The 24,761-nt window shown below is 63.5% G+C and carries 22 protein-coding genes; 8 read left to right on the top strand and 14 right to left on the bottom strand.

The window, feature by feature from the left end:
* Window positions 1–7 precede the first annotated feature (7 nt).
* From API01S_RS09195 to API01S_RS09180, 4 genes are all read right to left on the bottom strand, one after another.
* Window positions 8–925 carry a hydroxymethylglutaryl-CoA lyase gene (locus API01S_RS09195; RefSeq protein WP_061304221.1) on the bottom strand — a complete coding sequence of 306 codons (918 nt, stop codon included), beginning with the start codon at window positions 923–925 and terminating at the stop codon, window positions 8–10.
* 30 nt (window positions 926–955) lie between these two features.
* Complete coding sequence (locus API01S_RS09190) at window positions 956–1,915, bottom strand: Bug family tripartite tricarboxylate transporter substrate binding protein (RefSeq protein WP_006217886.1); 960 nt, start codon at window positions 1,913–1,915, stop codon at window positions 956–958.
* A gap of 72 nt (window positions 1,916–1,987) precedes the next feature.
* On the bottom strand, window positions 1,988–3,169 hold the full coding sequence (locus API01S_RS09185; RefSeq protein ID WP_061304625.1) for a CaiB/BaiF CoA transferase family protein: 1,182 nt from the start codon (window positions 3,167–3,169) through the stop codon (window positions 1,988–1,990).
* Window positions 3,170–3,385: 216 nt separating this feature from the next.
* Complete coding sequence (locus API01S_RS09180) at window positions 3,386–4,306, bottom strand: LysR family transcriptional regulator (RefSeq protein WP_061304219.1); 921 nt, start codon at window positions 4,304–4,306, stop codon at window positions 3,386–3,388.
* A gap of 317 nt (window positions 4,307–4,623) precedes the next feature.
* On the opposite strand from API01S_RS09180, the gene API01S_RS09175 reads away from it, so the two are divergent.
* From API01S_RS09175 to API01S_RS09155, 6 genes are all read left to right on the top strand, one after another.
* Entirely contained in the window at window positions 4,624–5,559 is a 936-nt protein-coding gene (locus API01S_RS09175) for an RDD family protein (protein WP_231689323.1), read from the top strand.
* A gap of 44 nt (window positions 5,560–5,603) precedes the next feature.
* A complete protein-coding gene (locus API01S_RS09170; protein WP_061304215.1) occupies window positions 5,604–7,139 on the top strand; it encodes a tetratricopeptide repeat protein in 1,536 nt (511 codons plus the stop codon).
* Between the two features lie 262 nt (window positions 7,140–7,401).
* Entirely contained in the window at window positions 7,402–7,767 is a 366-nt protein-coding gene (locus API01S_RS29175; RefSeq protein ID WP_156487091.1) for a hypothetical protein, read from the top strand.
* 98 nt (window positions 7,768–7,865) lie between these two features.
* Window positions 7,866–8,336, top strand: a complete 471-nt coding sequence (locus tag API01S_RS09165) for a hypothetical protein (protein WP_254598556.1) — start codon at window positions 7,866–7,868, stop codon at window positions 8,334–8,336.
* On the top strand, window positions 8,333–8,941 hold the full coding sequence (locus API01S_RS09160; protein WP_061304211.1) for a hypothetical protein: 609 nt from the start codon (window positions 8,333–8,335) through the stop codon (window positions 8,939–8,941). The genes API01S_RS09165 and API01S_RS09160 overlap by 4 nt, the downstream gene beginning before the upstream one ends.
* A 249-nt stretch (window positions 8,942–9,190) precedes the next feature.
* Window positions 9,191–9,739 carry a PIN domain-containing protein gene (locus tag API01S_RS09155; protein WP_254598569.1) on the top strand — a complete coding sequence of 183 codons (549 nt, stop codon included), beginning with the start codon at window positions 9,191–9,193 and terminating at the stop codon, window positions 9,737–9,739.
* A gap of 60 nt (window positions 9,740–9,799) precedes the next feature.
* Here the strand turns inward: API01S_RS09155 and API01S_RS09150 are convergent, their stop codons facing one another.
* The 6 genes from API01S_RS09150 to rpsO form a co-directional block, all read right to left on the bottom strand.
* Window positions 9,800–11,305 (bottom strand): tripartite tricarboxylate transporter permease, encoded by a 1,506-nt coding sequence (locus API01S_RS09150; RefSeq protein ID WP_006217876.1) that lies wholly within the window; start codon window positions 11,303–11,305, stop codon window positions 9,800–9,802.
* A 9-nt stretch (window positions 11,306–11,314) separates the two neighbouring features.
* On the bottom strand, window positions 11,315–11,737 hold the full coding sequence (locus tag API01S_RS09145) for a tripartite tricarboxylate transporter TctB family protein (RefSeq protein ID WP_061304207.1): 423 nt from the start codon (window positions 11,735–11,737) through the stop codon (window positions 11,315–11,317).
* Between the two features lie 485 nt (window positions 11,738–12,222).
* Entirely contained in the window at window positions 12,223–13,440 is a 1,218-nt protein-coding gene (locus tag API01S_RS09140; protein ID WP_050727938.1) for a threonine ammonia-lyase, read from the bottom strand.
* Window positions 13,441–13,455: 15 nt separating this feature from the next.
* Window positions 13,456–14,190, bottom strand: coding sequence for a hypothetical protein (locus API01S_RS09135; RefSeq protein WP_050727939.1), 735 nt, complete (start codon window positions 14,188–14,190; stop codon window positions 13,456–13,458).
* Between the two features lie 182 nt (window positions 14,191–14,372).
* A complete protein-coding gene (pnp, locus tag API01S_RS09130; protein ID WP_006217872.1) occupies window positions 14,373–16,535 on the bottom strand; it encodes a polyribonucleotide nucleotidyltransferase in 2,163 nt (720 codons plus the stop codon).
* 91 nt (window positions 16,536–16,626) lie between these two features.
* A complete protein-coding gene (gene rpsO, locus API01S_RS09125; RefSeq protein ID WP_006223612.1) occupies window positions 16,627–16,896 on the bottom strand; it encodes a 30S ribosomal protein S15 in 270 nt (89 codons plus the stop codon).
* Between the two features lie 308 nt (window positions 16,897–17,204).
* On the opposite strand from rpsO, the gene API01S_RS09120 reads away from it, so the two are divergent.
* Window positions 17,205–17,723: a hypothetical protein gene (locus API01S_RS09120; protein WP_050727940.1), complete on the top strand. Its 519-nt coding sequence runs from the start codon at window positions 17,205–17,207 to the stop codon at window positions 17,721–17,723.
* A 69-nt stretch (window positions 17,724–17,792) separates the two neighbouring features.
* On the opposite strand, the gene pssA is transcribed toward API01S_RS09120, so the two are convergent.
* The 4 genes from pssA to API01S_RS09100 form a co-directional block, all read right to left on the bottom strand.
* Window positions 17,793–18,566: a CDP-diacylglycerol--serine O-phosphatidyltransferase gene (gene pssA / locus API01S_RS09115; protein ID WP_006217870.1), complete on the bottom strand. Its 774-nt coding sequence runs from the start codon at window positions 18,564–18,566 to the stop codon at window positions 17,793–17,795.
* Window positions 18,567–18,733: 167 nt separating this feature from the next.
* Window positions 18,734–19,750 carry a ketol-acid reductoisomerase gene (gene ilvC / locus API01S_RS09110; protein ID WP_006217869.1) on the bottom strand — a complete coding sequence of 339 codons (1,017 nt, stop codon included), beginning with the start codon at window positions 19,748–19,750 and terminating at the stop codon, window positions 18,734–18,736.
* A gap of 75 nt (window positions 19,751–19,825) precedes the next feature.
* The gene (gene ilvN / locus API01S_RS09105) at window positions 19,826–20,317 is read right to left on the bottom strand and encodes an acetolactate synthase small subunit (RefSeq protein ID WP_006217868.1); all 492 of its coding nucleotides are present in this window, start codon (window positions 20,315–20,317) and stop codon (window positions 19,826–19,828) included.
* An 11-nt stretch (window positions 20,318–20,328) separates the two neighbouring features.
* Window positions 20,329–22,098, bottom strand: coding sequence for an acetolactate synthase 3 catalytic subunit (locus tag API01S_RS09100; RefSeq protein WP_255221298.1), 1,770 nt, complete (start codon window positions 22,096–22,098; stop codon window positions 20,329–20,331).
* A gap of 440 nt (window positions 22,099–22,538) precedes the next feature.
* Here API01S_RS09100 and API01S_RS09095 point away from each other — a divergent pair, with 440 nt between their 5' ends.
* Window positions 22,539–24,755 carry an FUSC family protein gene (locus API01S_RS09095; RefSeq protein ID WP_050727941.1) on the top strand — a complete coding sequence of 739 codons (2,217 nt, stop codon included), beginning with the start codon at window positions 22,539–22,541 and terminating at the stop codon, window positions 24,753–24,755.
* The last annotated feature ends 6 nt before the right edge of the window (window positions 24,756–24,761 follow it).

The raw sequence follows: 24,761 nt of genomic DNA, 5'->3' as shown, positions 1-24,761 counted from the left end.
TGGCTGCTCATGCAGTCCGAAACGTTTTCGGAATGCCGGCTGCCGCCACGCCACTGCGCAAGGCTTCTTGCGGTAGCGAATCGGCCAGCAGCGGACGGGCGGCGAGCAGGCGGGACAGGTCCACGCCCGTGCGGTAACCCATGCTTTCCAGCATGAACACCAGATCCTCGGTAACGATATTGCCGGACGCGCCCGGTGCGAACGGGCAGCCGCCCAGCCCGCCCAGGCAGGAATCGAAGGCGCGGATGCCTTCGTCCAGCCCCGCCAGCGCATTGGCCAGCCCCAGCCCCATCGTGTCGTGCAGATGCAGCTTGGTCAGGCGCGTGCCCACGGCGTCCTGCGTGGCCCGGACCACCTCGCGCACAAGTGCAGGATGGGCGTAGCCCACCGTGTCGGCCAGCGCGATCTCGTCCACGCCCGTGCGCGCGACGGCGGCGGCCACCTGGGCCACCCGATCCACGGGCACGGGGCCTTCCATCGAACAGCCGAACGCCGTGGCCACGGCCGCGTCGATCCGCATGGGACGCGCTTGCGACCGCACCCAGTCGACGATGGACGCCATCACCTCGACCTGCGCGTCGGTGCCCTTGCCCACGTTGGCGCGGCTATGCGTGTCGCTGACCGAGATGGGAAACGCCACCACGTGCGCGCCAGCCTCGTAGGCGGCGATGGCGCCTTTCAGATTGCACGCCAGCGCGCATACGGTAAGCCCGTCGATACTAAGCGCTTCCTGCAATACGCTGCCCGTGTCGGCCATCTGCGGCACCAGGCGTGGCGACACGAAACTGCCCACCTCGATTTCGCGCAAGCCCGCCTGGGCAAGCTGGCCGATCCAGCGCAGCTTGTCGGCGGTGGACATCATGCCCCGCGCCATTTGCAGCCCGTCGCGCGGACCCACTTCGCATATCCTGATTTCCTGGTTCATAGGACGTTCCGTTGTCGATGCCGTTGGCGTTTATTGCTGGACCACGATGCCCGCGCTCTTGATCGTCTGCTTGGCCTTGCCGATGTCCGACTGGATCAGCGAGGCGAATTGCGCGCTGGAAACGGGATCGGCTTCCAGCCCCTGCGCGGCCAGTGCGTCGCGCACGTCTTTCTTTGACAGCAGCTTGTTGAAGTCGGTGTTCAGCCGCTGGACGATGTCCGTGGGCGTCTTGGAAGGCGCCAGCACGCCGTAATAGGTCACCACGCTGAAATCCTTGTAGCCAAGTTCAGCCACCGTGGGCACGTCCGGCAGCGCGGCGTTGCGCTTGAGCGAAGTCACTGCCAGCGCCCGCACCTTGCCGGACTTGATCAGCGAGGCCGCCGACGAAATCGACGACCCCGCAAATTGCAGGTGCCCGCCCATCAGGTCCGCCAGCGCCGGCGCGGAGCCCTTGTACGGCACGTGCTGCATCTTGAAGCCCGCCTCGTGTTGCAGCATTTCCATCGCGATGTGCACGCCGCCCCCGGTGCCCGAGGTGCCATACGAAATCTTGTTCGGATCCTTCTTGGCGGCCTCGATCACCTCGGGCAGCGTCTTGTAGGGCGACGCTTCCGACACCAGCAGCACCATCGGCGTGGTGGCGACCAGGGCCACCGGCGTCAGGTCCTTGATCGGGTCATAGGCCACTTTCATCAGCAGCGGAATCAACGTGACGTTGTCCGACTGGCCGATCACCAGGTCATAGCCCTGCGCGGGCGCGCGCGCCGCTTCGGCCAGCCCCAACGCCGTGCCCGCGCCCGGCTTGTTCTCGGGCACCACCGCCCAGCCGTTCAGCTCGTGCAGCTTGTTGCTCATGAGCCGGCCGATATAGTCGGTGCCGCCGCCCGGCGTGGACGGGATGATGATGCGGATCGGCTTGCTGGGATAGTCTTCGGCATGCGCCGTGCAAGCGGCGGCCAGGACGGCCAGCGCGACGAGTTTGCGGATCATGTTGTCTCCTCTCTGATGGATGTCTTGGCGGTCTGACGCCGCCTCGACAGAAATCCGGGCGCTACCGCCCGGTCATGCAATGACTCCCTCGGCGCGCAGGGCTTCGATGCGCGCGGCATCCAGCCCCAGCCCCTTCAGGATGGCGTGGGTGTGGCCGCCCTGCTCGGGCGGGTCCATGCGCTTGCCGGCCTTGCGGCCGTCGAATTCCAGCGGCAATGCCGCAGCCGAAATCTCGCCGCCGTCGGGCAGGCGCGTCTTGAGCAGCGCGCCGCCGGCGATCAAATGCGCGTCGTCCAGCAAATCATGGGGCTGGCGGATCGGGCCGTAGGACAGGTTGGCCGCTTCCAGCGCGGCGCACAGCTCGTCGGTCTTCCAGGACTTGAGTATCTCGGCCACGCCCGGCACCAGCCAGGGGCGCGCGGCTTCGCGGTCGACCGCCGTGGCCAGGCGCGGGTCGGCGCCCCATTCGGGCGGCAGGAATTTCTGCGCGAAGTTGCGCCATTGCGCATCGCCCACCACCGCCACGAACACGCGGCCATCGGCGGTTTCGAATACGTCATACACGCCCCATGGCGGCTTGCGCTCGGCCCCCATGGGTTTGGGCGCGGTGCCGGTCAGCTGGAACTGCGCGATGAACTGCGCGACCAGCAAGAGATTGTTTTCGAACAGGCCCGAGCGCACGTGGCGGCCGCGTCCCGTGGCGTGGCGGTCATGCAAGGCGGCCAGCGCGCCCACGACGCCGAAGGTGCCGCCCAGGATGTCGTTGACCGAAGCCGCCACGCGCTGCGGCGTGTCGGCCCCGCCATTGATATAGGCCAGGCCACCCATCATCTGCACCACTTCATCCAGCGCCGTCCGATGCTTGTAAGGGCCGGACAGAAAACCCTTGAGCGATACATAGATCAGCCCGGGGTTTTCCGCCGACAGCGATTCATAATCCAAACCGTATTGCGCCAGGCTGCCGTCGCGGAAATTCTCCACCACCATATCGGTTTGCAGCGCCAGCTTGCGCACCAGCTCCTGGCCTTGCGCCGACTTCAGATCGATGGCCAGGCTTTGCTTGTTGCGGTTGAACACCGGAAAGTAGCCGCTGCCCGAGCCCTTGAGCCGGCGCGTGCGGTCACCATCGATGGGTTCGATCTTGATGACATCGGCCCCCAGGTCCGCCAGCGACAAACCCGCGGCCGGCCCCATGATCATGTGTGACAGTTCCAGCACCTTGATGCCGCGCAAGGGCAATTCAGAGCTGTCCATGAAAGGTGAAGGCGGTGCTGCGCTCATCGGGTGGTCCTCTTGCTGGCCGTTGGGGATGGGGCGGCGCGGCCAAGCCGGAATCAGGCAGGGCGGCACCGCGATGCAAGCATGATCGCGGGCGTACGCGCCGGGCGGGTAGCGGTCTTTCAGCACCGGGGCATTCTCGTTTCGGAACGTCCGGGTAAGCCCTGAATGCGCGCGCCCCGTCGATGGCAGTCACGCCGTAGGCAACACCCCCAGGTGCGCCAGCAATGTCCGCGCGGCGGGCGCCAACGCGTCCGGGTCGCGCACGGCGATGCACAGCGGCGTGCTGGACCACGGCCCCGTCATCGGAATGAAGCGGATGTCCAGATGCGTGTGGCGCGCTTTCAGATACAGCGGCACCACCGCCACGCCCATGCCGCGCGCGACCAGCGTGCAGATCGTTTCGTGCCCGCTCACCCGGGCGCTGATTCGCCGCGCCACGCCCATCGACTGCGCCGTTTGTTCGAACACGCTGCTGATGCCGTTGTCGCGGTTCAGTTCGATCTGCTCGAAAGGCAGCAGTTGCGCGTAGTCGAGCGTCTCGCGCTGGGCCAATACATGCTGGCCCGGCACGACGGCGGCCAGCTCGCAATGTCCGCGAGGAAAGACCTGCAAGCCGTCATGCCCGAAGTCCGACCCGGCCGCCACGTCGGCCTGCCCTTCCAGCACCGCGCGAAAGGCGGCCTGCGTGGTGTCTTCCTGAAGCAGGATGTCGATCTCGGGATGCGCCCGGCGAAACGACTGGATCTGCGCCGGCAAGTCGCCCGACAACGCCGCGACGCTAACCGCCAGGCGCACACGCCCGCGCACGCCCGTCGCAAAGCCCGCCATCTCGCGGTGCATGTGTTCCACGTCCTGCAACAGACGGCGCACGTGCGTGGCCAGCGCGTTGCCGGCGGGCGTGGCCTGCACGCCCTTGACGCCGCGTTCCAGCAGCGGCACGCCAAACGCTTCTTCCATTTCCGACATGCGCTTGCTGACGGCGGAGGGCACGATGTTTTCGCGCGCGGCGGCCCGCGCAAGACTGCCCTCTTCCAGGGCGGACAGGAACAGACGTAGCGATATCGGATCAATATCGCGGGCGGGACTGTGGGGGGATTGAGCGGGCTTCATGGCCGAAAGTGTCCCGCGTTGTCCATCGTCGCGGTGCTCCGGGTTTTCCCTAGCGCAAGACTTGAGTATCATCCGCGCTCCGGCCGTCAACGTAAGGCCCAGGCATCACCAGGATCTCAGTTTCCATGCAATGCCCCCGCTGCAATTGGCAAAACCCCGCCTCCAATACGCAATGCTTCAGTTGCCAGGCGCCATTGCCCGTCCCGGCCGCGCCGGCCCAAGCGGCCGCCGCTGGCAAATCGAAGTCTCGCGCGTCAAAAACCGCTGCGGCGAAGGCGCCCGCCCAGTCGGCCCGCGCGGGTCAGGGCAACGGGCTGGTGTTTCCCAGCATCTGGCCCCGGCTGGGCGCAAGCGCGATCGACGCGCTCGTCATGGCGGCGGGAATGATTGTGCTGATCTTCGCGGCGCAGCTGACCTACGAGGGGCTGACCGGCGACACGCCACCCTTCTGGGTCGCCTTTGCGGCGGGCCTGATCGGCTGGTTCCTGCCCGCCTTCATGGACGCCTGGGGTAACGGTTCGCCCGGCAAGCGCGCCGTGAAACTGCGCGTAGTCAATCGCAAGGGGCAGTCGCCCGGGTTGCTGCGCTCGTTCTGGCGGCACACCTTGAAGTACACGGTGAACCTGCTGCTGCCCGGCCTGTTCCACCACTTGCAGCAGATGATCTTCGGCGAACGCGCCATGCACAACGCCTTGGCCGGCACGCACGTCGTGACGCGCCAGGCGGATCCGCGCGCGGTGCAGGCGGCCGTCGCCCGCGCCCCGTCGGTCACCGGCGCGGGCAAGTTCCTGTTTGCCGTGTTCGGCATCCTGGCGCTGGTCGTGGTCGGCATCGTCATCGGCGTGAACGCCACCGGCGATAGCAAGAGCGACAACCCGCTGCACGCCGACATCATCCGTCTGGATCTGGTGTCCGACCCGGTGCGTCGGCTGGCCGAGAACCACTATCGGCGCACCCAGAAATTCCCTTCCAGCCTGGACGAACTGGGCATCAGCGCGCAATCGCTGCACGACAGCGGCTTTTCCAAGGTGGAGATGAACCCGGTCAACGGCGTTCTGCGCTTCACCATTGCCGGCGCGCCCAGCACCGACGGCACGCCCAGCCTGGCGGGCAAGCATCTGGTCTACGTGCCGGAGTTGCGCGCCGAACGCAAGGGCGGCGGCGTGCGGCGTTGGGAATGCGGCAGCGACGACATTCCCGCCAACGACCGCACCTACAGCTGCCGCCACGACGCCAGCGCCTTCGCGCGCTGAAACCTTGCGATAACCCGCCCCTGCATAACGACGGAAACCCAAGCATGTCCGCCTTGATCGAAGCCATCCACCGCGCCGAAGATGGCAGCGACCTGCCGAAAATGCTGTCGCTATGCGAGCAGGCTGTGCGCGAGCAGCCTCAATCAGCCACCTTCTGGGCGTTGCGCGCCCGCTGCCACGCCCAGCGCAAGGCGTACACGCAGCGCGACGCCGATCTGGCGCGAGCGCTGGCGCTGGATCCGCAATGCGCCGATGCCATCGCCGTGCAGGCCGTGGTTCTCTATGACGACGGCGACGAACAGCAAGCGTGGCGCGCATTGCGCGATGCCCTGCAACGCACGCCCACCCACTATGGGCTGTTGATGGCGCAAGCGTACTTGCTGATCAACGACCGCCGGCTGGACGACGCCATCGACAGTTGGACGCGCGCCTCTCGCATCCGCTCAAGCGCGGCCGCGCCCCATTGCTATATCGGCTCCAACCTGCACAACGCCGGCCGCTACGCCGACGCCCTGCCTTATCACCAACGCGCCGTCGCCCTCGCGCCCAACAACGGCGGCTTCCTGTATGACGCCGGCAACAACTACCGACGCCTGGGCGACCTGCAAAACGCCATCGCCATGTTCGACCGCGCGCGCGCCATCCTGGGCGAAGAAAACGCCATCCAGCACAACCGCGCATCGTGCCTGCAAGCACTGGACCGCCACGCCGACGCCATCGAAGAATGGACCAGCCTCTTGCAGCGCGAGCCCGATTGGGTCTGGCCGCTGCAAGGCAAGGCGCGATCCCTGCATCGTCTGGGCCGCGCCGAAGAAGCAAAACCCTTGTGGCGCCACCTGGATGCGCTGTCCGACTCGGGTTGGGAAGGCCGCAAGGAACAGGCCCGTGAATTCGTGCGCAGCCGCGAGCCCGAGCTTGCCGAAGAAGCGCTGATCGGCCTGGACCCGCTCGATAGCGGCGACCCGCAGTTGCTGTTCGTGGCGGGCAACGCCCAGCGCGATCAGCGCAACTGGGAAGCCGCACTGGCCTATTACCTGAAAGGCTACGAGCTGTCGCCCGGCGACGATTTCCTGCCCGGCAACGCGGCCGACATGCTGAACTACCTGGAACGCCACGACGAAGCGCTGCCCTTGGCGGAAGTGGCCATTTCGCTGGACCCGGACTGGCTGAAATGGCGCCGCGTCCGCATCGAAGCGCTGACGAACCTGGACCGCGCCGACGAAGCCGTGGCCTACGCCGACAACGCCCTGGAGCGCTGGTCGGACAGCGGCCCGCTGCATGCCGAGCGCATCAATGCGCTGATCGCCGCCAAACGCAATGAAGAAGGCTTGGCCTCGTGCGACCGCCTGATGGCGCTGGATCCCGACTATCGCAGCTGGGCCCTGTTCGCCCGAGGCCGGATCTTCGGCCAGATGAAGCGCCACGCGGAATCCGCGGTGGCCTACCGCCAAGCCTCGGCGTCCTACCAGCAAAACGGCAAGGCGTACTTTCAAGAACTGTCGATGGAGAACGCGCTGGAGGCGGAAGCGGCCGCCTCCAAACCTTCGGGTTTGCTGGGCCGGCTGTTCGGCCGCCGATAATCAGCGGGCGCATGGCGGGATGTTATAGTCACGCCCGCTGCCGACCCTTGCAAAGGGCCGCGCATCGCCCGAGTGGTGAAATTGGTAGACACAAGGGACTTGAATAAATTTGAGCCCTTTGGGGGAAACTCCAAAGGTGTAGCCCGTCAAACTCGGCGAATGCCCTGGACCTGTTCCGAGCCAACGCCGAGCCAAGCCCCGATTGAAAAATCGGGGAAGGTGTAGAGAGCAGACGGCGGGCACCTAAGGCCGCAAGGCTAAGGTGAAGGCGTGCTCCAGACCACGAACAGCGCCCAGCGCTGGCGGCGAAAGCCGAAGTGGTAAGAAAATCCCTCGACCGCAAGGTCGTACCGGTTCGATTCCGGTCTCGGGCACCATCGGTTTGTTCCGCTGCTTTCCAGCCATTGGAAATAACAATAAAAGCGGACGACTGAAAATTGCCGTCTACCTGCACGCGCATTATTTTGCTGCCGTTCGTTTTCGCTGGCGCTCGTCCTGCGCGTTGAATCGAATCGTCGCCATCGACTTCGCTGCAAGCCTACAACGCTTTCGCTTCATTCAAATTTCCCCGGCTCCATCATTACTTGCTCAAAGTAAAAAAATGTTAGATTCGGTTTCTTCCGAATAACAGGATGGTGGCTTGTCGTGAAAAAAGTTTTATCGGTAGCAGTCCTTTGCGCGGCAGTAAGTGGTTGTTCCGTCTATGCGCCCCCGTATCAAGCGTCCATGGACAACGTGATCGCCCTGAAGAAAGCAGGCGATTTCACCGCGAAAGTTGGGCCCGTCAAAAGCGAACCCGGCAAGGACAATGCAAATCCCATTTCATTGCGCAGCTTGAAACTGCGGTCGCCGTATGAGAACAGCTTCGCCGCCTATCTGACAGAAGCGCTCAAGCAGCAACTGACGTTGGCCGGCAGGTATTCAGACAAATCCCCCGTCGAAATTTCCGGCACGTTGTTGAAGAACGATATGTACGTGCCCATGGGCACGGGCAGCGGCATTATCGAGGCGCGCTTTCTGGTCACCAATGCCGGAGCTATCAAGTACGACCAGGTGAAGTCCGCGAAGCAGGAATGGTCGTCGTCCTTCGTCGGCACCGTCGCGGTAAACAGGGCAACTGAGCAATACCCCGGGCTGGTGGACAAGCTGGTCAGTGAGCTATTCAAAGATCCCGCCTTCCTCAACGCCGTCAAGTGAGCCTCGCCGTGCCATTCACCCAACTCTTGCGCTTCGCCGCGTTGTCCGTCGTTGTCGCGCTCGCCTCTGGTTGCGCCCACAAGATCACGGTTTCGCCGGATCTGAGCAAAATCGAAGCACCGGCCAACGCGGAGCGCCTGAACGCCAACGTGGCTTACTACATTGCCGAAGCGGATCTTGCCAAGACGGTGACGACGCCCGGCGGCGGCGGCGACAAGGTCAGCTACCAGCCCTATAAAGAACTGGAAACCGCGTTCTATAAAATGCTGACCAACGTGTTTACGAACGTCATCAAGATCAAGACGCCCGAGCCCACGGCGGCGGACAACGTCGATTATGTCGTCGTGCCCACGCTGACCACGGATTCTTCGTCGTCCAGTATCGTGACCTGGCCGCCCACGCGTTTTACGACCACCTTGATTACCAAGGTGAGCGGCACCGCAAATAATGCAAGCGCAACCATTACCGTCACGGAAGATGGCGCTGCGGAATACAGCGAGTTCAGGCGCGACTTCAGCTTGGCGGCTCGCCGTTCCACGCAGGCGGCGCTGATGAAGACCCAGGAAGCATTGCTTGCCGCTTCCGAGCTTTCGGCCAAGCGCTAGACAGCGAATCCGCCGTCATTGCCCGACAGCCTGCATAGCCTGTCGGGCGGTCAAACCCGTGCGTCGGCCCGCGGCCGACGCACGGCGGCGCAAAAACCTTTATTCTTGCGCCTCGCCTGTTTTCATTGCCGCTCCCTGGCTCGCAGCGCGACCCTGTTAAGCGATACTTCTCTGGCCACCGCGCCTGAACGCATCTTGTCTTCCAGCTCCGCCCGCCCCCCCTTCATCGTCCTGGATGCCTGCGTCCTGATGTCCGGCATCCTGCGTCGGCTGTTGCTGCGTCTTGCCGAAGCGGGCGTCTACACGCCGGTATGGACCGAGCGCATTGGCGAGGAATGGCGGCGCAACGCCGCGCGCATCTGGGATATCCCGCCCGAGGTGCTGGCCGAGTTCTGGGCCGAGATGAATGCGCGCTTTCCCGATGCCAACGAGGCCGACACCCAGGTGTATGAAGCATCGCTGCGCTACAGCGACCCGAAGGATTTCCATGTGATCGCCGCCGGGCTGGCGCGGCGCGCGCGCTGCGGTTTGCAGCAGCCGCCCGTGGTGCAGGTGCTGACCTGGAACCTGAAGGATTTCAATCGTTCGGAACTGCGCCGCCAGGGGCTGGACGTGTACAACCCGGACCGCATGCTGGTGCAATGGTGGCAGGCCGACGCCGACGCGATGCGCGCCGCCATTGCGCAGATTCCCGCCGACTATGTGGCGCTGGGCCGCGAACCCGAACCGCTGGCCACGACCCTGCACCGCGAACGCCTGTATGGCTTGAAGAGCCTGGTAGCGCGCGACGCGGGCTGATAAAAAAAGGCCTGGACGGCTTGCGCCGTGCCAGGCCGGAGCCAATCTTGTTCCCCGAAGTCAGTCGACTTCGACAAACGTTTCTTCGCGCTTCTTGCGCAGCGCCGGCAGCATCACCAGCACCAGCAGGATGGCGGCCAGGGCCAACAGCGTTGCCGACAGCGGCCGCGTAACGAACGTGCTGAATTCGCCGCGAGACAGCAACAACGCCCGCCGGAAGTTCTCTTCCATCATGGGCCCCAGAACCAGTCCCAACAACAACGGCGCACCTTCGCATCCCAGCTTGCTCCACACGTAGCCGATGACGCCGAAGATGGCGAACATGAAGATGTCGAACACGTTGTAGTTCAGCGAATACACCCCGATCGTGCAGAACACGAGGATTGCCGGGAACAGCATGCGGTAAGGCACGCGCAGCAATTTCACCCATATGCCGATCAGCGGCAGGTTGAGGATGACCAGCATCAGGTTGCCGATCCACATCGATGCGATCAAGCCCCAGAAAAGCTCGGGGTGGCTGCTCATCACTTGCGGGCCGGGCTGGATGTTGTGGATGGTCATCGCCCCGACCATCAAGGCCATCACGGCATTGCCGGGAATGCCCAAGGTCAGCAAGGGAATGAAAGAGGTCTGGGCGCCCGCGTTGTTCGCCGATTCCGGCCCGGCCAGGCCGGCCGGGTGCCCCTTGCCGAAGCGCTCGGGTTCTTTCGACAGCTTCTTCTCAAGCGTGTACGAGGCAAAGGCCGACAGTACGGAACCCCCGCCTGGCAGGATGCCCAGCGCCGAGCCCAGCGCCGTGCCTCGAACGATGGCGGGCGCGGCTTCGCGGAACTCTTGGCGGCTGGGATAGAGCGAACCGACCTTGTCGGTGATCTCGACACGGTTTTCTTTCTGCTCCAGGTTCGCCATGATTTCCGACAGGCCGAAAACGCCCATCGCGACAATCGCGAAATCGATGCCGTCCTGCAACTCGGGAATGCTGAAATCGTAGCGGGCGACGCCGGAATTCACGTCGGTTCCGACCATGCCCAGCAGCAGGCCCAGCAAGATCATGCAGATTGCCTTGGGCAGCGATCCCGATGCGAGCACGACAGCGCCGATCAGCCCCAGCGCCATCAGCGAAAAGTACTCGGCGGGCCCGAACGCGAACGCCACTTCCGCCAGCGGCGGAGCAAACGCCGCAATCAGTACGGTTGCCACGCTGCCCGCAAAGAAAGAGCCGATGGCGGCAAGCGACAGCGCGGCGCCCGCCCGGCCGTTGCGCGCCATCTGGTGGCCGTCCAGCACGGTCACCACCGCGGACGTTTCGCCAGGCAAATTCACCAGAATGGCGGTGGTCGATCCGCCGTACTGCGTGCCGTAATAAATGCCGGCCAGCATGATCAAGCCGGCGGTGGGCGGCAACACATACGTGATCGGCAGCAACATGGCGATCGTGGGAACGGGGCCCAGGCCGGGCAACACACCGACCAGCGTGCCCAGCAGGCAGCCCAGGAATGCGTAGGTGAGATTCTCGGGCGTGAACGCGACGGAAAATCCCAGCATCAGGTTTTGTAGAAGTTCCATTGCCGTCTCCTAGTTGCTCAACACGCTGGGCCACAGCGGAAAGATCAGCCCCAGGCCGCGTATGAACGCAAGGTAAGAGAACGCCACAAGGAACAGGCCGTTGCCGACGGCGACTTTCCAATTGAATTCGTGGCTGGCGACGCTGCTGATGAGAACCAGCAGGAATACCGAGATGTACAGCCCCAGATAGCGCAGGGCAAATCCGTAGAAGACCACCGAGCCGACTACCAGCAACAGGATGCGGAAGTCGAAGCGGCTGATCGTGGTGGTGTCGGCACGCTTGGACAGTGCGCTTAACAGCACGACCGCGCCCATCAACGCCAGCACGATGCCTAGCCAGAACGGGAAATATCCCGGGCCCATACGAGCCGCGCTTCCCATGGAATAGCTGGTGGCCTGCGCGGAAAAGGCCCCTCCCAGAACGATGAACATGGCGCCGGACCAAAAGTCCTGTCTGTTTCTAATCAAGCTGCGGTCTCCCTTGTTTGGCGCGCCGAAAAACCGTTGCAAGCAACGGCGCGCACATTTCTTAACGCCGTTCCGCCTGCAAAAGTCGGCGGGCGAAAAAGCGAAGGGGCGATCCTAAATCGCATCCCGACATATCGAATATCCGGATGAACCATGAGTTTTTTGGGGATATCCCTGAGCCAATTTTGGACAGAAATCCGCAGATAGGCGGGGGATTGAAGCGGGCGGATGCCTCCCGATCCGCCGTTCGCGCAGGCGTGATGGGGATGTCGGAGAAGTCGGAAAAAGTTCCAAACAGCTTTCAAAAACGACAGCTATCTTTCATCCCAAACATGCTTTTTTTTTGCAACAGCCGGCAAGATGCGCGCGCGAAACCATGCGCAAGTGCCCGCGCTGGGCGGGCACTTGCGTTGATACCTTGATGGGAAAGGCGGCCTTAGCCGCGCAGATCAGTGGTCGTGATTGCTGGCCGCGAAGCCCGCGGCGTTCAGCACGTCGATCACTTCCAGAATGTGTTCCGGTCCGCGCGTTTGCAGGACGAAATCCACTTCGACATTGCGCACGGGCAATGAGGTGAAGGCGCGCTGGTGATGCACTTCGGTGATGTTCGCCTGCGCATCGGCGATCAGCTTGGTGGCGTGCGCAAGCGCGCCCGGCAGATCGCGCAGGTCCACGCGGATGCGCGCCAGGCGGCCGGCGCGCACCATGCCGCGTTCGATGAGTTCGCCCAGCATCAGCGGGTCGATGTTGCCGCCCGTCAGCACCAAGCCGATGCGCTTGCCCTTGAAGCGGTCGCTGCCCGCCTCCTGTGCACGCAGCAGCGCCGCAAGGCCCGCCGCGCCCGCGCCTTCCACCACGGTCTTTTCAATTTCCAGCAGCACGACGATGGCGTGCTCGATATCGCTTTCGCTGACCAGCTCGATGTGATCGACCAGCTTGCTGACGATCGGCTGGGTCAGCGCGCCCGGGGATTTGACCGCGATGCCTTCCGCGATGGTGTATTGCCCCTGCGCCATCTCCACGCCCTTGACGGCGGCGTACATGGACGGGAAGCGTTCGGTCTGCACGCCCACGATCTCGATGCCGGGCTTGAGCGCCTTGGCCGCCGTGGCCATGCCGGAAATCAGCCCACCACCGCCAATGGCGATGACCAGCATATCCAGCTGCGGCTGATCTTCCAGCATTTCCAGCGCCACCGTTCCCTGTCCGGCGATCACCGCTTCGTCGTCATACGGGTGGATCATGATCAGGCCGCGCGCCTGCGCCAGTTCGTAGCCGTGCGCCTTGGCGTCATCGAACGTGTCGCCCGCCAACACCACCTCGGCGCCAAAGCGGCGCGTGTTGGCCACCTTGACCGTGGGTGTGAAGCGCGGCATCACGATCACCGCGGGCACGCCCATGCGCTGCGCATGGTAGGCCACGCCCTGCGCGTGGTTGCCGGCCGACACCGCGATGACGCCCTTGGCGCGCTCCTCGTCGGACAGGCTCAACATGCGGTTCAACGCGCCGCGTTCCTTGAACGACGCGGTGAATTGCAGGTTCTCGAACTTCAGCCAGATCTCGGCGCCGAATATATCGGACAGCGTGCGCGACAGGGTAAACGGGGTCTTCAAGACCTGGCCGCGCAGGTGTTCGCGGGCGGTCTGGATGGAAGCGATATCGATCACGATGGATGGGTCCTGTTAGCGCACAGGCAGGAAATTGAACAGCAAGAGACCTTGCGCATAGTTGATCCCGATGCGGCGGGAGTTCTCGCCAAGCAGGTTGGCGATCAGGTCCAGCCTGCCGATGATGGCGCCGAACTCGCGTTCAAAGCTCAGGTTCGTGGCATTGGGAGACATTTCATTGGCCAGCAAAAGCAGCTCGCCCTGGTTGTTGCGGCGCGATGCCAGCAACCAGGCGGCCGCCTCGACGTTCCGTGCGGCATTGTAGACCCGCTGGCCGTCCAGCGCGTCGGTGGCGTATAGCCGCGTCTTGCCGTTGTGCGCCGCGATGATGGTGTCGGCTATGCCGTAGATGAACGCACCGACCCGGTCGCCGGAGTAGTTCGGGTCGAGCGAGACGGCCAGGATCTGGATGTCGCGCAAACCGGCCAGATCGCGGGGCGGGATGCGCACTTCGATGGCGTGCTTGACGCCGTTCACGGCCGCCTTTTGATCTGCTGCACCCGTCTTGCGCCATTCGCGCGGGTTGCGCCGGTAGAGCTTGTCCAGCAGGGAATACAGGCTGGTGAGGTTGTCGCGTACTTCCAGCGTGACCGTTCGGTTGAAGTCGGTCTGGCCGAACTGATCGGCGGTCATCGCTTCGCTGTTGGGTCCGCGTTGACCCGGCCCGGGGCTGCTCATGCAGCCGGTCAGCAACGCGGCGCACAGTCCGGCGCACAGCATCGCGCCCGCGGCGGCAGGCCTGCTCATCATGCTTGGATCATCCGATTCCCCCTTTCACTCGCGCACGACTTTACAGCAAGCTCGGCGACGTTGCGAGACGTCAGCGGGGCGAAGTCGCAAGAAGATGAATCAGACCGCCGCTTGCCGCGTTGTGGCGGCGCAATAAAAAACGGCGCCTTGCGGCGCCGTTCTTCGTCAATCAGACTGCCAGCTTATTCAGCTTGCGGTTCCGATTGGGGGGCTGCATCGGCAGCGGCAGCGGGTTGCTGCGCTTCGATACCACCGATGGCCTTGATGGACAGGCGCAGGCGGCCCTTGTCGTCGGCCTCGATGACCTTGACGCGGACTTGCTGACCGACCTTGAGCACATCGTTGATGTTCGCGATGCGGTAGTTGGCGATTTCCGAGATGTGCAGCAGGCCGTCGCGGCCCGGCAGCACTTGCACGATGGCGCCGAAGTCCAGCAGACGCAGGACCGAACCTTCGTACATCTGGCCCACTTCGACGTCGGCCGTCAGTTCGACGATGCGGCGCTGGGCTTCTTTGGCCTGCGCTTCGTCGACGCTGGCGATCACGATCGTGCCGTCGTCGGAGATGTCGATCTGCGTGCCGGTCTCTTCGGTCAGCGCGCGGATGGTGGCGCCGCCCTTGCCGATCACGTCGCGGATCTTCTCGGGGTTGATCTTGATGGTCAGCATGCGCGGGGCGAAAGCCGAGAGCTCGCCACGCGAACCGTCCAGCGCTTCCTTCATCTTGGTCAGGATGTGCAGGCGGCCTTCGCGGGCTTGCGCCAGCGCCACTTGCATGATTTCCTTCGTGATGCCCTGGATCTTGATGTCCATCTGCAGTGCGGTGACGCCGTTTTCGGTGCCCGCGACCTTGAAGTCCATGTCGCCCAGGTGATCTTCGTCACCCAGAATGTCGGTCAGCACGGCGAACTTGCCGCCGTCCAGGATCAGGCCCATGGCCACGCCGGCCACGTGATCCTTGACCGGCACGCCGGCGTCCATCATTGCCAGCGAGCCGCCGCAGACCGAAGCCATCGACGACGAGCCGTTGGACTCGGTGATTTCCGACACGATGCGGATCGTGTACTGGAAGTCTTCCGGCGCCGGCAACAGCGGGATCAGCGAACGCTTGGCCAGACGGCCGTGGCCGATTTCGCGGCGCTTGGGCACACCGATGCGGCCCGTTTCGCCGGTGGCGAACGGAGGCATGTTGTAGTGCATCATGAAGCGGTCGCGGTATTCACCCATGAGCGCGTCGATGATCTGCTCATCTTGCTTGGTGCCCAGCGTGGCCACGACCAGCGCTTGCGTTTCACCACGGGTGAACAGCGCGCTGCCGTGTGCGCGGGGCAGCACGCCCAGACGCACGCTGATGGGACGAACGGTGCGGGTGTCGCGGCCGTCGATACGCGGCTCGCCGTTCAGGATCTGACCGCGAACGATGGCCGATTCCAGCGAGAACATGATGTTGTCGACGGTAACGGCGTCAGGCGCGGACTCGCCCTTTTCAGCAGCGGCGGCAGCCAGCTTGGCCGACACGTCGGCCGACACTTCGCGCAGCTTGGCGGTGCGAGCCTGCTTTTCGCGGATCTGGTAGGCGGCGTTCAGGCCTTCCTGGGCAGCCGCGGTCACGGCGGCGATCAGGGCTTCGTCCTTGGCGGGAGCTTGCCAGTCCCACTCGGGCTTGCCAGCGTCCTTGACCAGTTCGTGAATGGCGTTGATCACGGCCTGCATTTGCTCGTGGCCATAGACCACGCCGCCCAGCATGATTTCTTCGGACAGCTGTTGGGCTTCCGATTCCACCATCAGCACGGCGTTTTCCGTACCGGCGACAACCAGGTCCAGCTTGGACGACTTCAGTTGCGAGGCGGTCGGGTTCAGCGCGTATTGGCCGTCGATGTAGCCCACGCGAGCGGCGCCGATCGGGCCGTTGAACGGGATGCCCGAAATGGCCAGCGCGGCGGACGCGCCGATCATGGCGGCGATGTCGGGATCAATCTCGGGATTGACCGACAGCGTGTGGATGACCACTTGGACTTCGTTGTAGAAGTCTTCGGGGAACAGCGGACGCAGCGGACGATCGATCAGGCGCGAGGTCAGCGTTTCCTTTTCGGACGGCTTGCCTTCGCGCTTGAAGAACCCACCCGGAATACGGCCGGCGGCATAGGTCTTCTCGATGTAGTCGACGGTCAGCGGGAAAAACGTTTGACCCGGCTTGGCCTTCTTGGAAGCTACGACAGTAGCCAGGACAACGGTGTCCTCGATCGACACCACAACGGCGCCGGAGGCCTGGCGAGCGATCTCGCCAGTTTCCAGGACGACCGTGTGCTGGCCGTACTGGAACGATTTTGTCACTTTGTTGAACATGACGATTATTCCTTACAAATGAAAAACCGTGGCCGCTGCGACAATACGTCGCACCGACCACGGTTGCGTCATGGGGAGCCAGCCCCGTCGATCACTTGCGCAGACCGAGTTTTTCGATCAGAGCGCGGTACGAATCGGGATTGCGGCCCTTGAGATAGTCGAGCAGCTTGCGGCGACGGCTGACCATACGCAGCAGACCGCGGCGCGAGTGATGGTCCTTCATGTGTTCTTTGAAGTGACCGGTCAGTTCGTTGATACGGGCGGTGAGCAGAGCCACCTGAACTTCGGGGGAGCCGGTATCGCCTTGAGCGCGTTGGAACTGCGCAACGATATCGGATTTCTTGATGTCAGCTACAGACATTGATGACCTCTTCGGACATGCGACAGGGCCGAGGTGCCCTGACGTGGTTGGGAAAAAATTTGCGTAAATTCCGGCGATAAGCGTTTTTGCTTTCTCACTGCTGCTTCAATAGCTGCAAACTGACCGCTCGCTTTCGCTTTTGCTCTCGCTTTCGGTTCGCTCGCAGCCGGACTGCCGGCGCAAAACATTGGGCTTTCATTTGGTAAAGCTCAACGATTATAGCTGAAACGCTAGAATTACCCCAGAGCCGGTTTCGGCGATGGGCAGAGGCCGGCAAGCGCCAGGCAGCGCCCCAGAGGAGCAAAACCATGTCTAAATATTACAGAACCGCCCGACTGACGCTTGCCTCGCTGGCGCTGACCGGATTGGCCGCCTGCGCGAACCTGGCCCAGGTGCAACCCGGCACCCCCTACGCCGACGTGCTGACGCAGTTCGGCAAACCCAACTACACCTGCCCGCAGGCGGGCGGCGGCCAACGCGTCATCTGGACGCAACAGCCGATGGGCCAATACGCCTGGGGCACCAACGTGGGTACCGACGGGCGCGTGGGTCCGGTCGTGCCCTTGCTGACCGACACGCACTTCAAGGTGCTGGAAGTGGGTGACTGGGGCCCGGACCGCGTGCGCTGCGAGTTCGGTCCGCCTGCCCGTATCGAAGAAGCCGGCTTGGGCGAGAAGCGCGAAGTCGTGTGGTCCTATCGCTACAAGGAAAACGGCGTGTGGAATTCGCTGATGTACGTGTACATGGGCCGCGACGGCAACAAGCTGACGCACTTCCACCCCGGCCCCGATCCCATGTACGACGACGAACGGTTCATGTGGCGCTGACCCGCCGCCAGCCATGAAATGCAAAACCCGCCATTCGGCGGGTTTTGTTTGGGCGGCAAGACCGTGAAGTCAGGAAGACTGGCCGCGACGTTCTTGCGTCAGGCGGCGCGCCTTGTTCCAGCGCCACGCCCACATGACCCAGCCCGACAGTCCGTACAGCACGAACAGGCCGAACAGCACAACCGGGGGATCGCTGGAGACGAACACGAAGACGGCGACCACCAGCAAGATGCCCCAGAACGGCACGCTGCGGCCCAGGGCAAAGCTCTTGCCGCTGAAGAACGGCGCGTTCGACACCATGGTGATGCCGGCGTACATGGTCAGCGTGAAGGCCACCCAGGCCATCAGGCTGTCATGGATAGGCAGCTTGTTGTCCACGGCCAACCAGACAAAGCCGGCCACGAGCGCGGCGGCGGCCGGGCTGGGCAAGCCCTGGAAATAACGTTTGTCCACGACAGCGATGTTCGTGTTGAAGCGAGCCAGGCGCAGCGCAGCGCCCGCAACGTAGACGAAAGCAGCCAGCCAACCCCAGCGGCCCAGGTCATTCAAAATCCATTCGTACATGACCAGCGCGGGCGCGACGCCGAAGGAAGTCATGTCAGACAGCGAGTCGTATTGCTCGCCGAAGGCCGATTGCGTATTGGTCAGCCGGGCCACCCGGCCATCCATGCCGTCGAGCACCATGGCCACGAAAATGGCGATGGCGGCGACCTCGAAGCGATCGTTCATGGCCTGCACGACCGCATAAAACCCCGCGAACAGGGCCGCGGTGGTGAATGCGTTGGGCAGCAGGTAGATGCTTCGGTGGCGGTTCTCGGAATCGCGCATGGAAAAATTGGGCATGGTCTCAATAACTTACAACGGACTGTGAAAGGTTAACTCATATGGCCCCGCTTGCGTGACAGAGCAAGAGCCGTGCCTGGAGAAAAGGCAATAAAAAACGGCACGCCCTTGCGGGCATGCCGTCTTGACGGGCTGGACGCGGGAAACAACCCGCGCCCGAACGTCGATCAGTTCTTGGACTTGTCCACCAGCTTGTTCGCGGCGATCCAGGGCATCATGGCGCGCAGCTTGCCGCCCACTTGCTCGATCTGCGATTCGGCGTTGATGCGGCGACGCGAGGTCAGCGTCGGCGCGCCGGCGGTGTTTTCCAGGATGAACTTCTTGGCGTATTCGCCGGTCTGGATGTCCGTCAGGCACTGGCGCATGGCCTTGCGGGTTTCGTCGGTGACGATCTTCGGGCCCGTTTCGTACTCGCCGAATTCGGCGTTGTTCGAAATCGAGTAGTTCATGTTGGCGATACCGCCTTCATAGATCAGGTCGACGATCAGCTTCAGTTCGTGCAGGCATTCGAAGTAGGCCATTTCCGGCGCGTAGCCAGCTTCGACCAGCGTGTCGAAACCAGCCTTGATCAGTTCGACGGTACCGCCGCACAGCACGGCTTGTTCGCCGAACAGGTCGGTTTCGGTTTCTTCGCGGAAGTTGGTTTCGATGATGCCGGCACGGCCGCCGCCGTTGGCGCTGGCGTACGACAGGGCCACGTCACGCGCGGCGCCCGACTTGTCCTGGTACACGGCCACCAGGTGGGGCACGCCGCCACCTTGCTTGTACGTGTTGCGCACCGTGTGGCCGGGGGCCTTCGGGGCGATCATGATGACGTCGATGTCTTCGCGCGGCACGACTTGGCCGTAGTGGACGTTGAAGCCGTGAGCGAAAGCCAGGGCCGCGCCCGCCTTGATGTTGGCGTGCACTTCCTTGTTGTAGACCGAGGCGATGTTTTCGTCGGGCAGCAACATCATGACGATGTCGGCGGCCTTCACGGCGTCAGCCACTTCCTTGACTTCCAGGCCAGCGTTGGCGGCCTTGTTCCACGAGGCGCCGCCCTTGCGCAGGCCGACGATGACCTTCACGCCCGATTCATGCAGGTTCTGTGCGTGCGCGTGGCCTTGCGAACCGTAGCCGATGATGGCGACAGTCTTGCCTTTGATGAGGGACAGGTCGCAGTCTTTGTCGTAGAAAACTTTCATGGTTGTGCTCCAGATTCCAGTATTTGGATATTCGATTAGTTCAGATGTAGGGTGTGGCGTGGCCTGGAAGGCCGGTCAAATCTTCAAAATCCGTTCACCGCGTCCGATGCCGGACACGCCGGTGCGTACGGTTTCAAGGATGGCACTGCGGTCCAGGGCTTCCAGGAAGGCCTGTACTTTTTCCTGCACCCCGGTCAATTCGATGGTGTAGGACTTGTCGGTCACGTCGATGATGCGGCCGCGGAAGATATCCGCCATGCGCTTCATTTCTTCGCGTTCCTTGCCCACGGCGCGCACCTTCACGAGCATCAGCTCGCGCTCGATGTGGGCGCCTTCGGTCAGGTCCACCACTTTGACGACATCCACCAGGCGGTTCAGGTGCTTGGTGATCTGTTCGATGACCTCATCGGAACCGGTCGTCACGATCGTCATGCGCGACAGCGTGGCGTCCTCGGTGGGCGCCACGGTCAGGGTTTCGATGTTGTAGCCCCGCGCGGAAAACAGCCCCACCACGCGCGACAGCGCGCCGGGTTCGTTTTCGAGGAGGACGGAAATCACGTGCTTCATGGATGGCCTCCTTACAGGTCTTCAGAGCCGAGCAGCATTTCGGTCAGACCCCGGCCGGCCTTGACCATCGGCCACACGTTTTCGGTGCGGTCGGTGATGAAGTCCAGGAAGACCAGGCGTTCCTTGTGCTTGCCAAAGGCTTCGCGCAGCGCGGGTTCGACATCCGCCGGACGCTCGATGCGCAGACCCACGTGGCCATAGGCTTCCGCCACCTTGACGAAGTCGGGCAGCGAATCCATGTAGGACTCGGAATAGCGCGAGCCGTAATCGATCTGCTGCCATTGCCGGACCATGCCCAGGAAACGGTTGTTCAGGCAGACGATCTTGGGCGTCAGGCGGTATTGATGGCAGGTCGACAATTCCTGGATGTTCATCTGGATCGATGCTTCGCCGGTGATCACGGCGACGTCGTGCCCAGGGTTGGCCATCTGCACGCCCATGGCGTAGGGCAGGCCCACGCCCATCGTGCCCAGGCCGCCGGAGTTGATCCAGCGGCGCGGCTTGTCGAACTTGTAGTACTGAGCCGCCCACATCTGGTGCTGGCCCACGTCGGACGTGACGAAAGCGTCGCCGCCCGTCACTTCCCAGAGCTTTTCCACCACGTACTGCGGCTTGATGACTTCATCCGAGTTGGCGAACTTCAGGCATTCCTTGCCGCGCCAGGTCTCGACCTGCTCCCACCACTTGGTGATGGACGCGGGCTTGTGCTCGGCGGCCGCCACTTCATATTGGGCGGACAGGTCTGCCAGCACATCCTTGACGTTGCCCACGATCGGGACGTCCACGCGCACGCGCTTGGAGATCGACGACGGGTCGATATCGATATGGATGATCTTGCGGGCGTTCTGCGCAAAGTGCTTCGGGTTGCCGATCACGCGGTCATCGAAGCGGGCGCCAATGGCCAGCAGCACGTCGCAGTGCTGCATCGCCATATTGGCTTCGTAGGTGCCGTGCATGCCGGGCATGCCCACGAACTGGCCGCTGCTGGCCGGGTAGCCGCCCAGACCCATCAGGGTGCTGGTGCAAGGCGCGCCCAGCTGCGACACGAGCTTGTTCAGCTCGGGCGCGGCGTTCGACAGGATGACCCCGCCGCCCGTGTAGATCATCGGCCGCTCGGCGGCCAGCAGCATCTGCACGGCTTTCTTGATCTGTCCCTGGTGGCCCTTGTTGACGGGCGCGTAGGAACGCATCGAGATCTCGCCCTTGGGCGGCGTGTACTTGCACTGCGCGACGGTGATGTCCTTGGGGATATCGACCAGCACCGGGCCGGGGCGGCCCGTGCGCGCGATGTAGAACGCGCGGCGCATGGTTTCGGCCAGGTCCTTGACGTCACGCACCAGGAAGTTGTGCTTGACGCAGGGACGCGTGATGCCGACGGTGTCGCATTCCTGGAACGCATCTTCGCCGATGGCCGCAGTGGGCACTTGCCCGCTGATGATGACCATGGGGATGGAATCCATATAGGCGGTGGCGATGCCGGTGACGGCATTGGTCACGCCCGGGCCGCTGGTCACGAGGCAGACGCCAACCTTTTGCGACGAGCGCGAATAGGCATCGGCGGCGTGCACGGCGGCTTGCTCGTGACGAACCAGGATATGCTGAAATTTGTCTTGCTTGAAGATCGCGTCGTAGATGTAAAGCACTGCGCCGCCGGGATAGCCGAAAACGTGTTCCACGCCCTCATCGGCCAGGCAGCGCACGACGATATCGGCGCCATTCATTTCCATGTTGTATTTCCTTTCAGTACCGGCCCTGCAACCCTGACTGCTGCTCGCCCGGATACGGCGGCAACGGAACCCATACCGGCTACGACAACATGATCCGGCGCTTAGCGGCTCACGGAGCCACGCCACCCGGACACCCTGCCGACCCGGCACACGCTCGACAGAACGCAGTGCAAACGCCCCTTGGGGACGCTGGAGGTCGAAATGGAAGCTTTGGCAACACACGCTTGTGGCGCGGCCAACAGCAGGTATCACTGCGGCAGGAAGGCTGGGGAGGTGACCCTCGCCTTCCGCCTCAACGCGCCGGTATCGGATAGGCAGACCGGCGCAAGAGGTGGAATTTACCGCGTTGCGTCAAAGGTAGCAAATCGTTCGCGCGGAACCGTTGCAGCCGCGATGCAACGCCCGTTTCCAGGGAAAGTCCGGTAACCATCCGACCCCTAAAAATCCGCCAGCGTCTCTATACTTGTTGCGTCGTCCCGAACCTGCCCCGCCCCATGGATTTGCGCATTGCCAGCATTCGCCGTTTCCTCTACAGCCACTATTTCTTCGGAGGGGTGCGCCAGGGGGTCGGCATGCTGCTGCCCGTGCTGGTGCTGGGCGGCATCTTCGGCAACTACACGACCGGGCTGGTCGCGACCTTCGGCGCGCAGTGCCTGGCCATCATCGATCAGCCGGGCGGACCGCAACGGCATCGCACCAACGAAATGCTGGGCGGCGCGGCGCTGGGCACGCTGACCGTCATCATTACCGGGCTGGCGTCCACCCATCCCGTACTGATCTGGCTGGTGGTGATCGCGCAGTGCTTCGTCTATTCGATGTTCACGGTGTTCGGCAAGCGCGGGGGCCTGATCGGCTTTGCCGGCCTGCTGCTGATGACGCTGACCATGCATTCCCCGCTCGCCCCGCACGAAGTGCTGTCGCACGCCGCCGCCACCCTGGGCGGCGCGCTGTTCTACGTGGTGTTCAGCCTGGGCTTCTCGCGTCTGTTCTGGCTGCGCGAGGAACAGCAGGCCATGTCGGTCGCGCTGTTCGCCACGGCCGATTACGTCGCCGCCCGCGCCGCGTTCTACGACGAAACCTCCGACCTGGACGAAGCCTATCGCGCGCTGATTCAGCGCCAGTCAGTCATGACCGAAAAGCACCAGGCGGCGCGAGACATGGTGCTGCGCGCCCTGCCGCGCGGCAAGGGGCTGGGCGATCGCCAGCGCGTGATGATCTGGAACATGTTCGTCGATATGCTTCAGCTGCTGGACACGCTGGTGGCCACGCATACCGACTACGCGGCGCTGCGCCGCGCCCTGGCCGGCAACGATTGCCTGATGTTCATGCGCGATGCGCTGGTGAAGATGTCGCTGGAGCTGAACCGCATTGCGCTGGATGTGTCGCGCGGCCGGCCGGTGCAATATCGCAGCAGCGCCAAGGCCGAGCTGCGCGCCATCGAATACGAGATCGAACAACTCAAGCAGCAGGGCCTGGGCGAGCGCGAACCCGAAATGCTGGCGCTGATCATCCAGGTGCTGCGCCGCCTGCGCAATTCGGCGCGCATCGTGGACCGCCTGGCCGACCACACCGCCGCATCGCCCGACGCCAAGCCCACCGACGTGCTGCGCATCAACAAGTCGCTGACCCGCTTCATCTCGCGCCAGGAATTCCGCGTCGGGCTGCTGACCAGCAACCTGCGGCTGGATTCTCCGCACTTTCGCTATGCGCTGCGGGTGACGGCGGCGGCGGCCATCGCCATGACGCTGGCCAGCCGCTGGCTGTCGCCGGCGTTTTCCGCGCACAACTACTGGATCATGCTGACCATCGTCATCATCATGAAGCCGGGTTTCGCGCTGACGCGGCAACGCAACGGCTGGCGGTTGGGCGGCACGCTGATCGGCTGCATCTGCGCGCTGCTGCTGTTCAACGTGACGGACAGCCCCGAGATCCTGTTCGCCGTGCTGCTGGGCGCGTGCATCATGGGCAACAGCCTGGTGCAGCTGAACTACATGGCCAGCGCCATTTTCAACACGCTGTTCGTGGTGCTGGTCTTTCACTTCGTCTCGCCGGGCACCGTGTCGATGTCGGTGATCGGCGAACGCGCCATCGACACGCTGCTCGGATGCGCACTGGCGCTGATATGCAGCTACATCCTGCCGTGGTGGGAAGCACGCTACCTCAAGCCCCTTGCCGCGGCCGCTACGCGCGCCAATCGTGAATACCTGCTGGCCGGCCTGCGCTACGTCGAAGCCATGCAGGCGCATGGCGCGCCAAACGCCGCCGCCGACACACCCGCCGTCATCGACGCCGACCTGGCCTGGCGGCTGGCGCGCAAGAACGTGCACATTGCGTTCAGCAACTTTGCCGAGGCGTTCTATCGGATGATGAGCGAACCGAAGTCACACCAGCAGAGCGTGCCGGAATTGAACAACCTGCTGATCCAGAACCACGTGCTGGCCTCGCAGATCACGGCGGCCATTCCGATCCTGGCGGCGCTGCCCAAAACGCCCGAGGCCGTGCAACTGGCGATGAACGGCATGGTCGACCTGCTGGACGAGAAGCGCCCGCAGATCGCCACCACCCTGCCCACGCAGTTCGACACGACGGGCGAGCTGGCGGCGCTGGCCTATCCCTTGAAGCAGATGTTGAAGGCCTCGCACATGATCCGCCAGGAACTCCAGGCGCTGGCCGATCCGACGCACGCGCCCGCGATGGCGGCAGCCGCCTGATCCCGG

This window comes from Achromobacter piechaudii NBRC 102461 (assembly GCF_001571245.1).
Taxonomy (GTDB): domain Bacteria; phylum Pseudomonadota; class Gammaproteobacteria; order Burkholderiales; family Burkholderiaceae_B; genus Achromobacter; species Achromobacter piechaudii.
The sequence above is the reverse complement of the archived record's forward strand: the minus strand, read 5'-3'. Positions and strand labels throughout refer to the sequence as shown.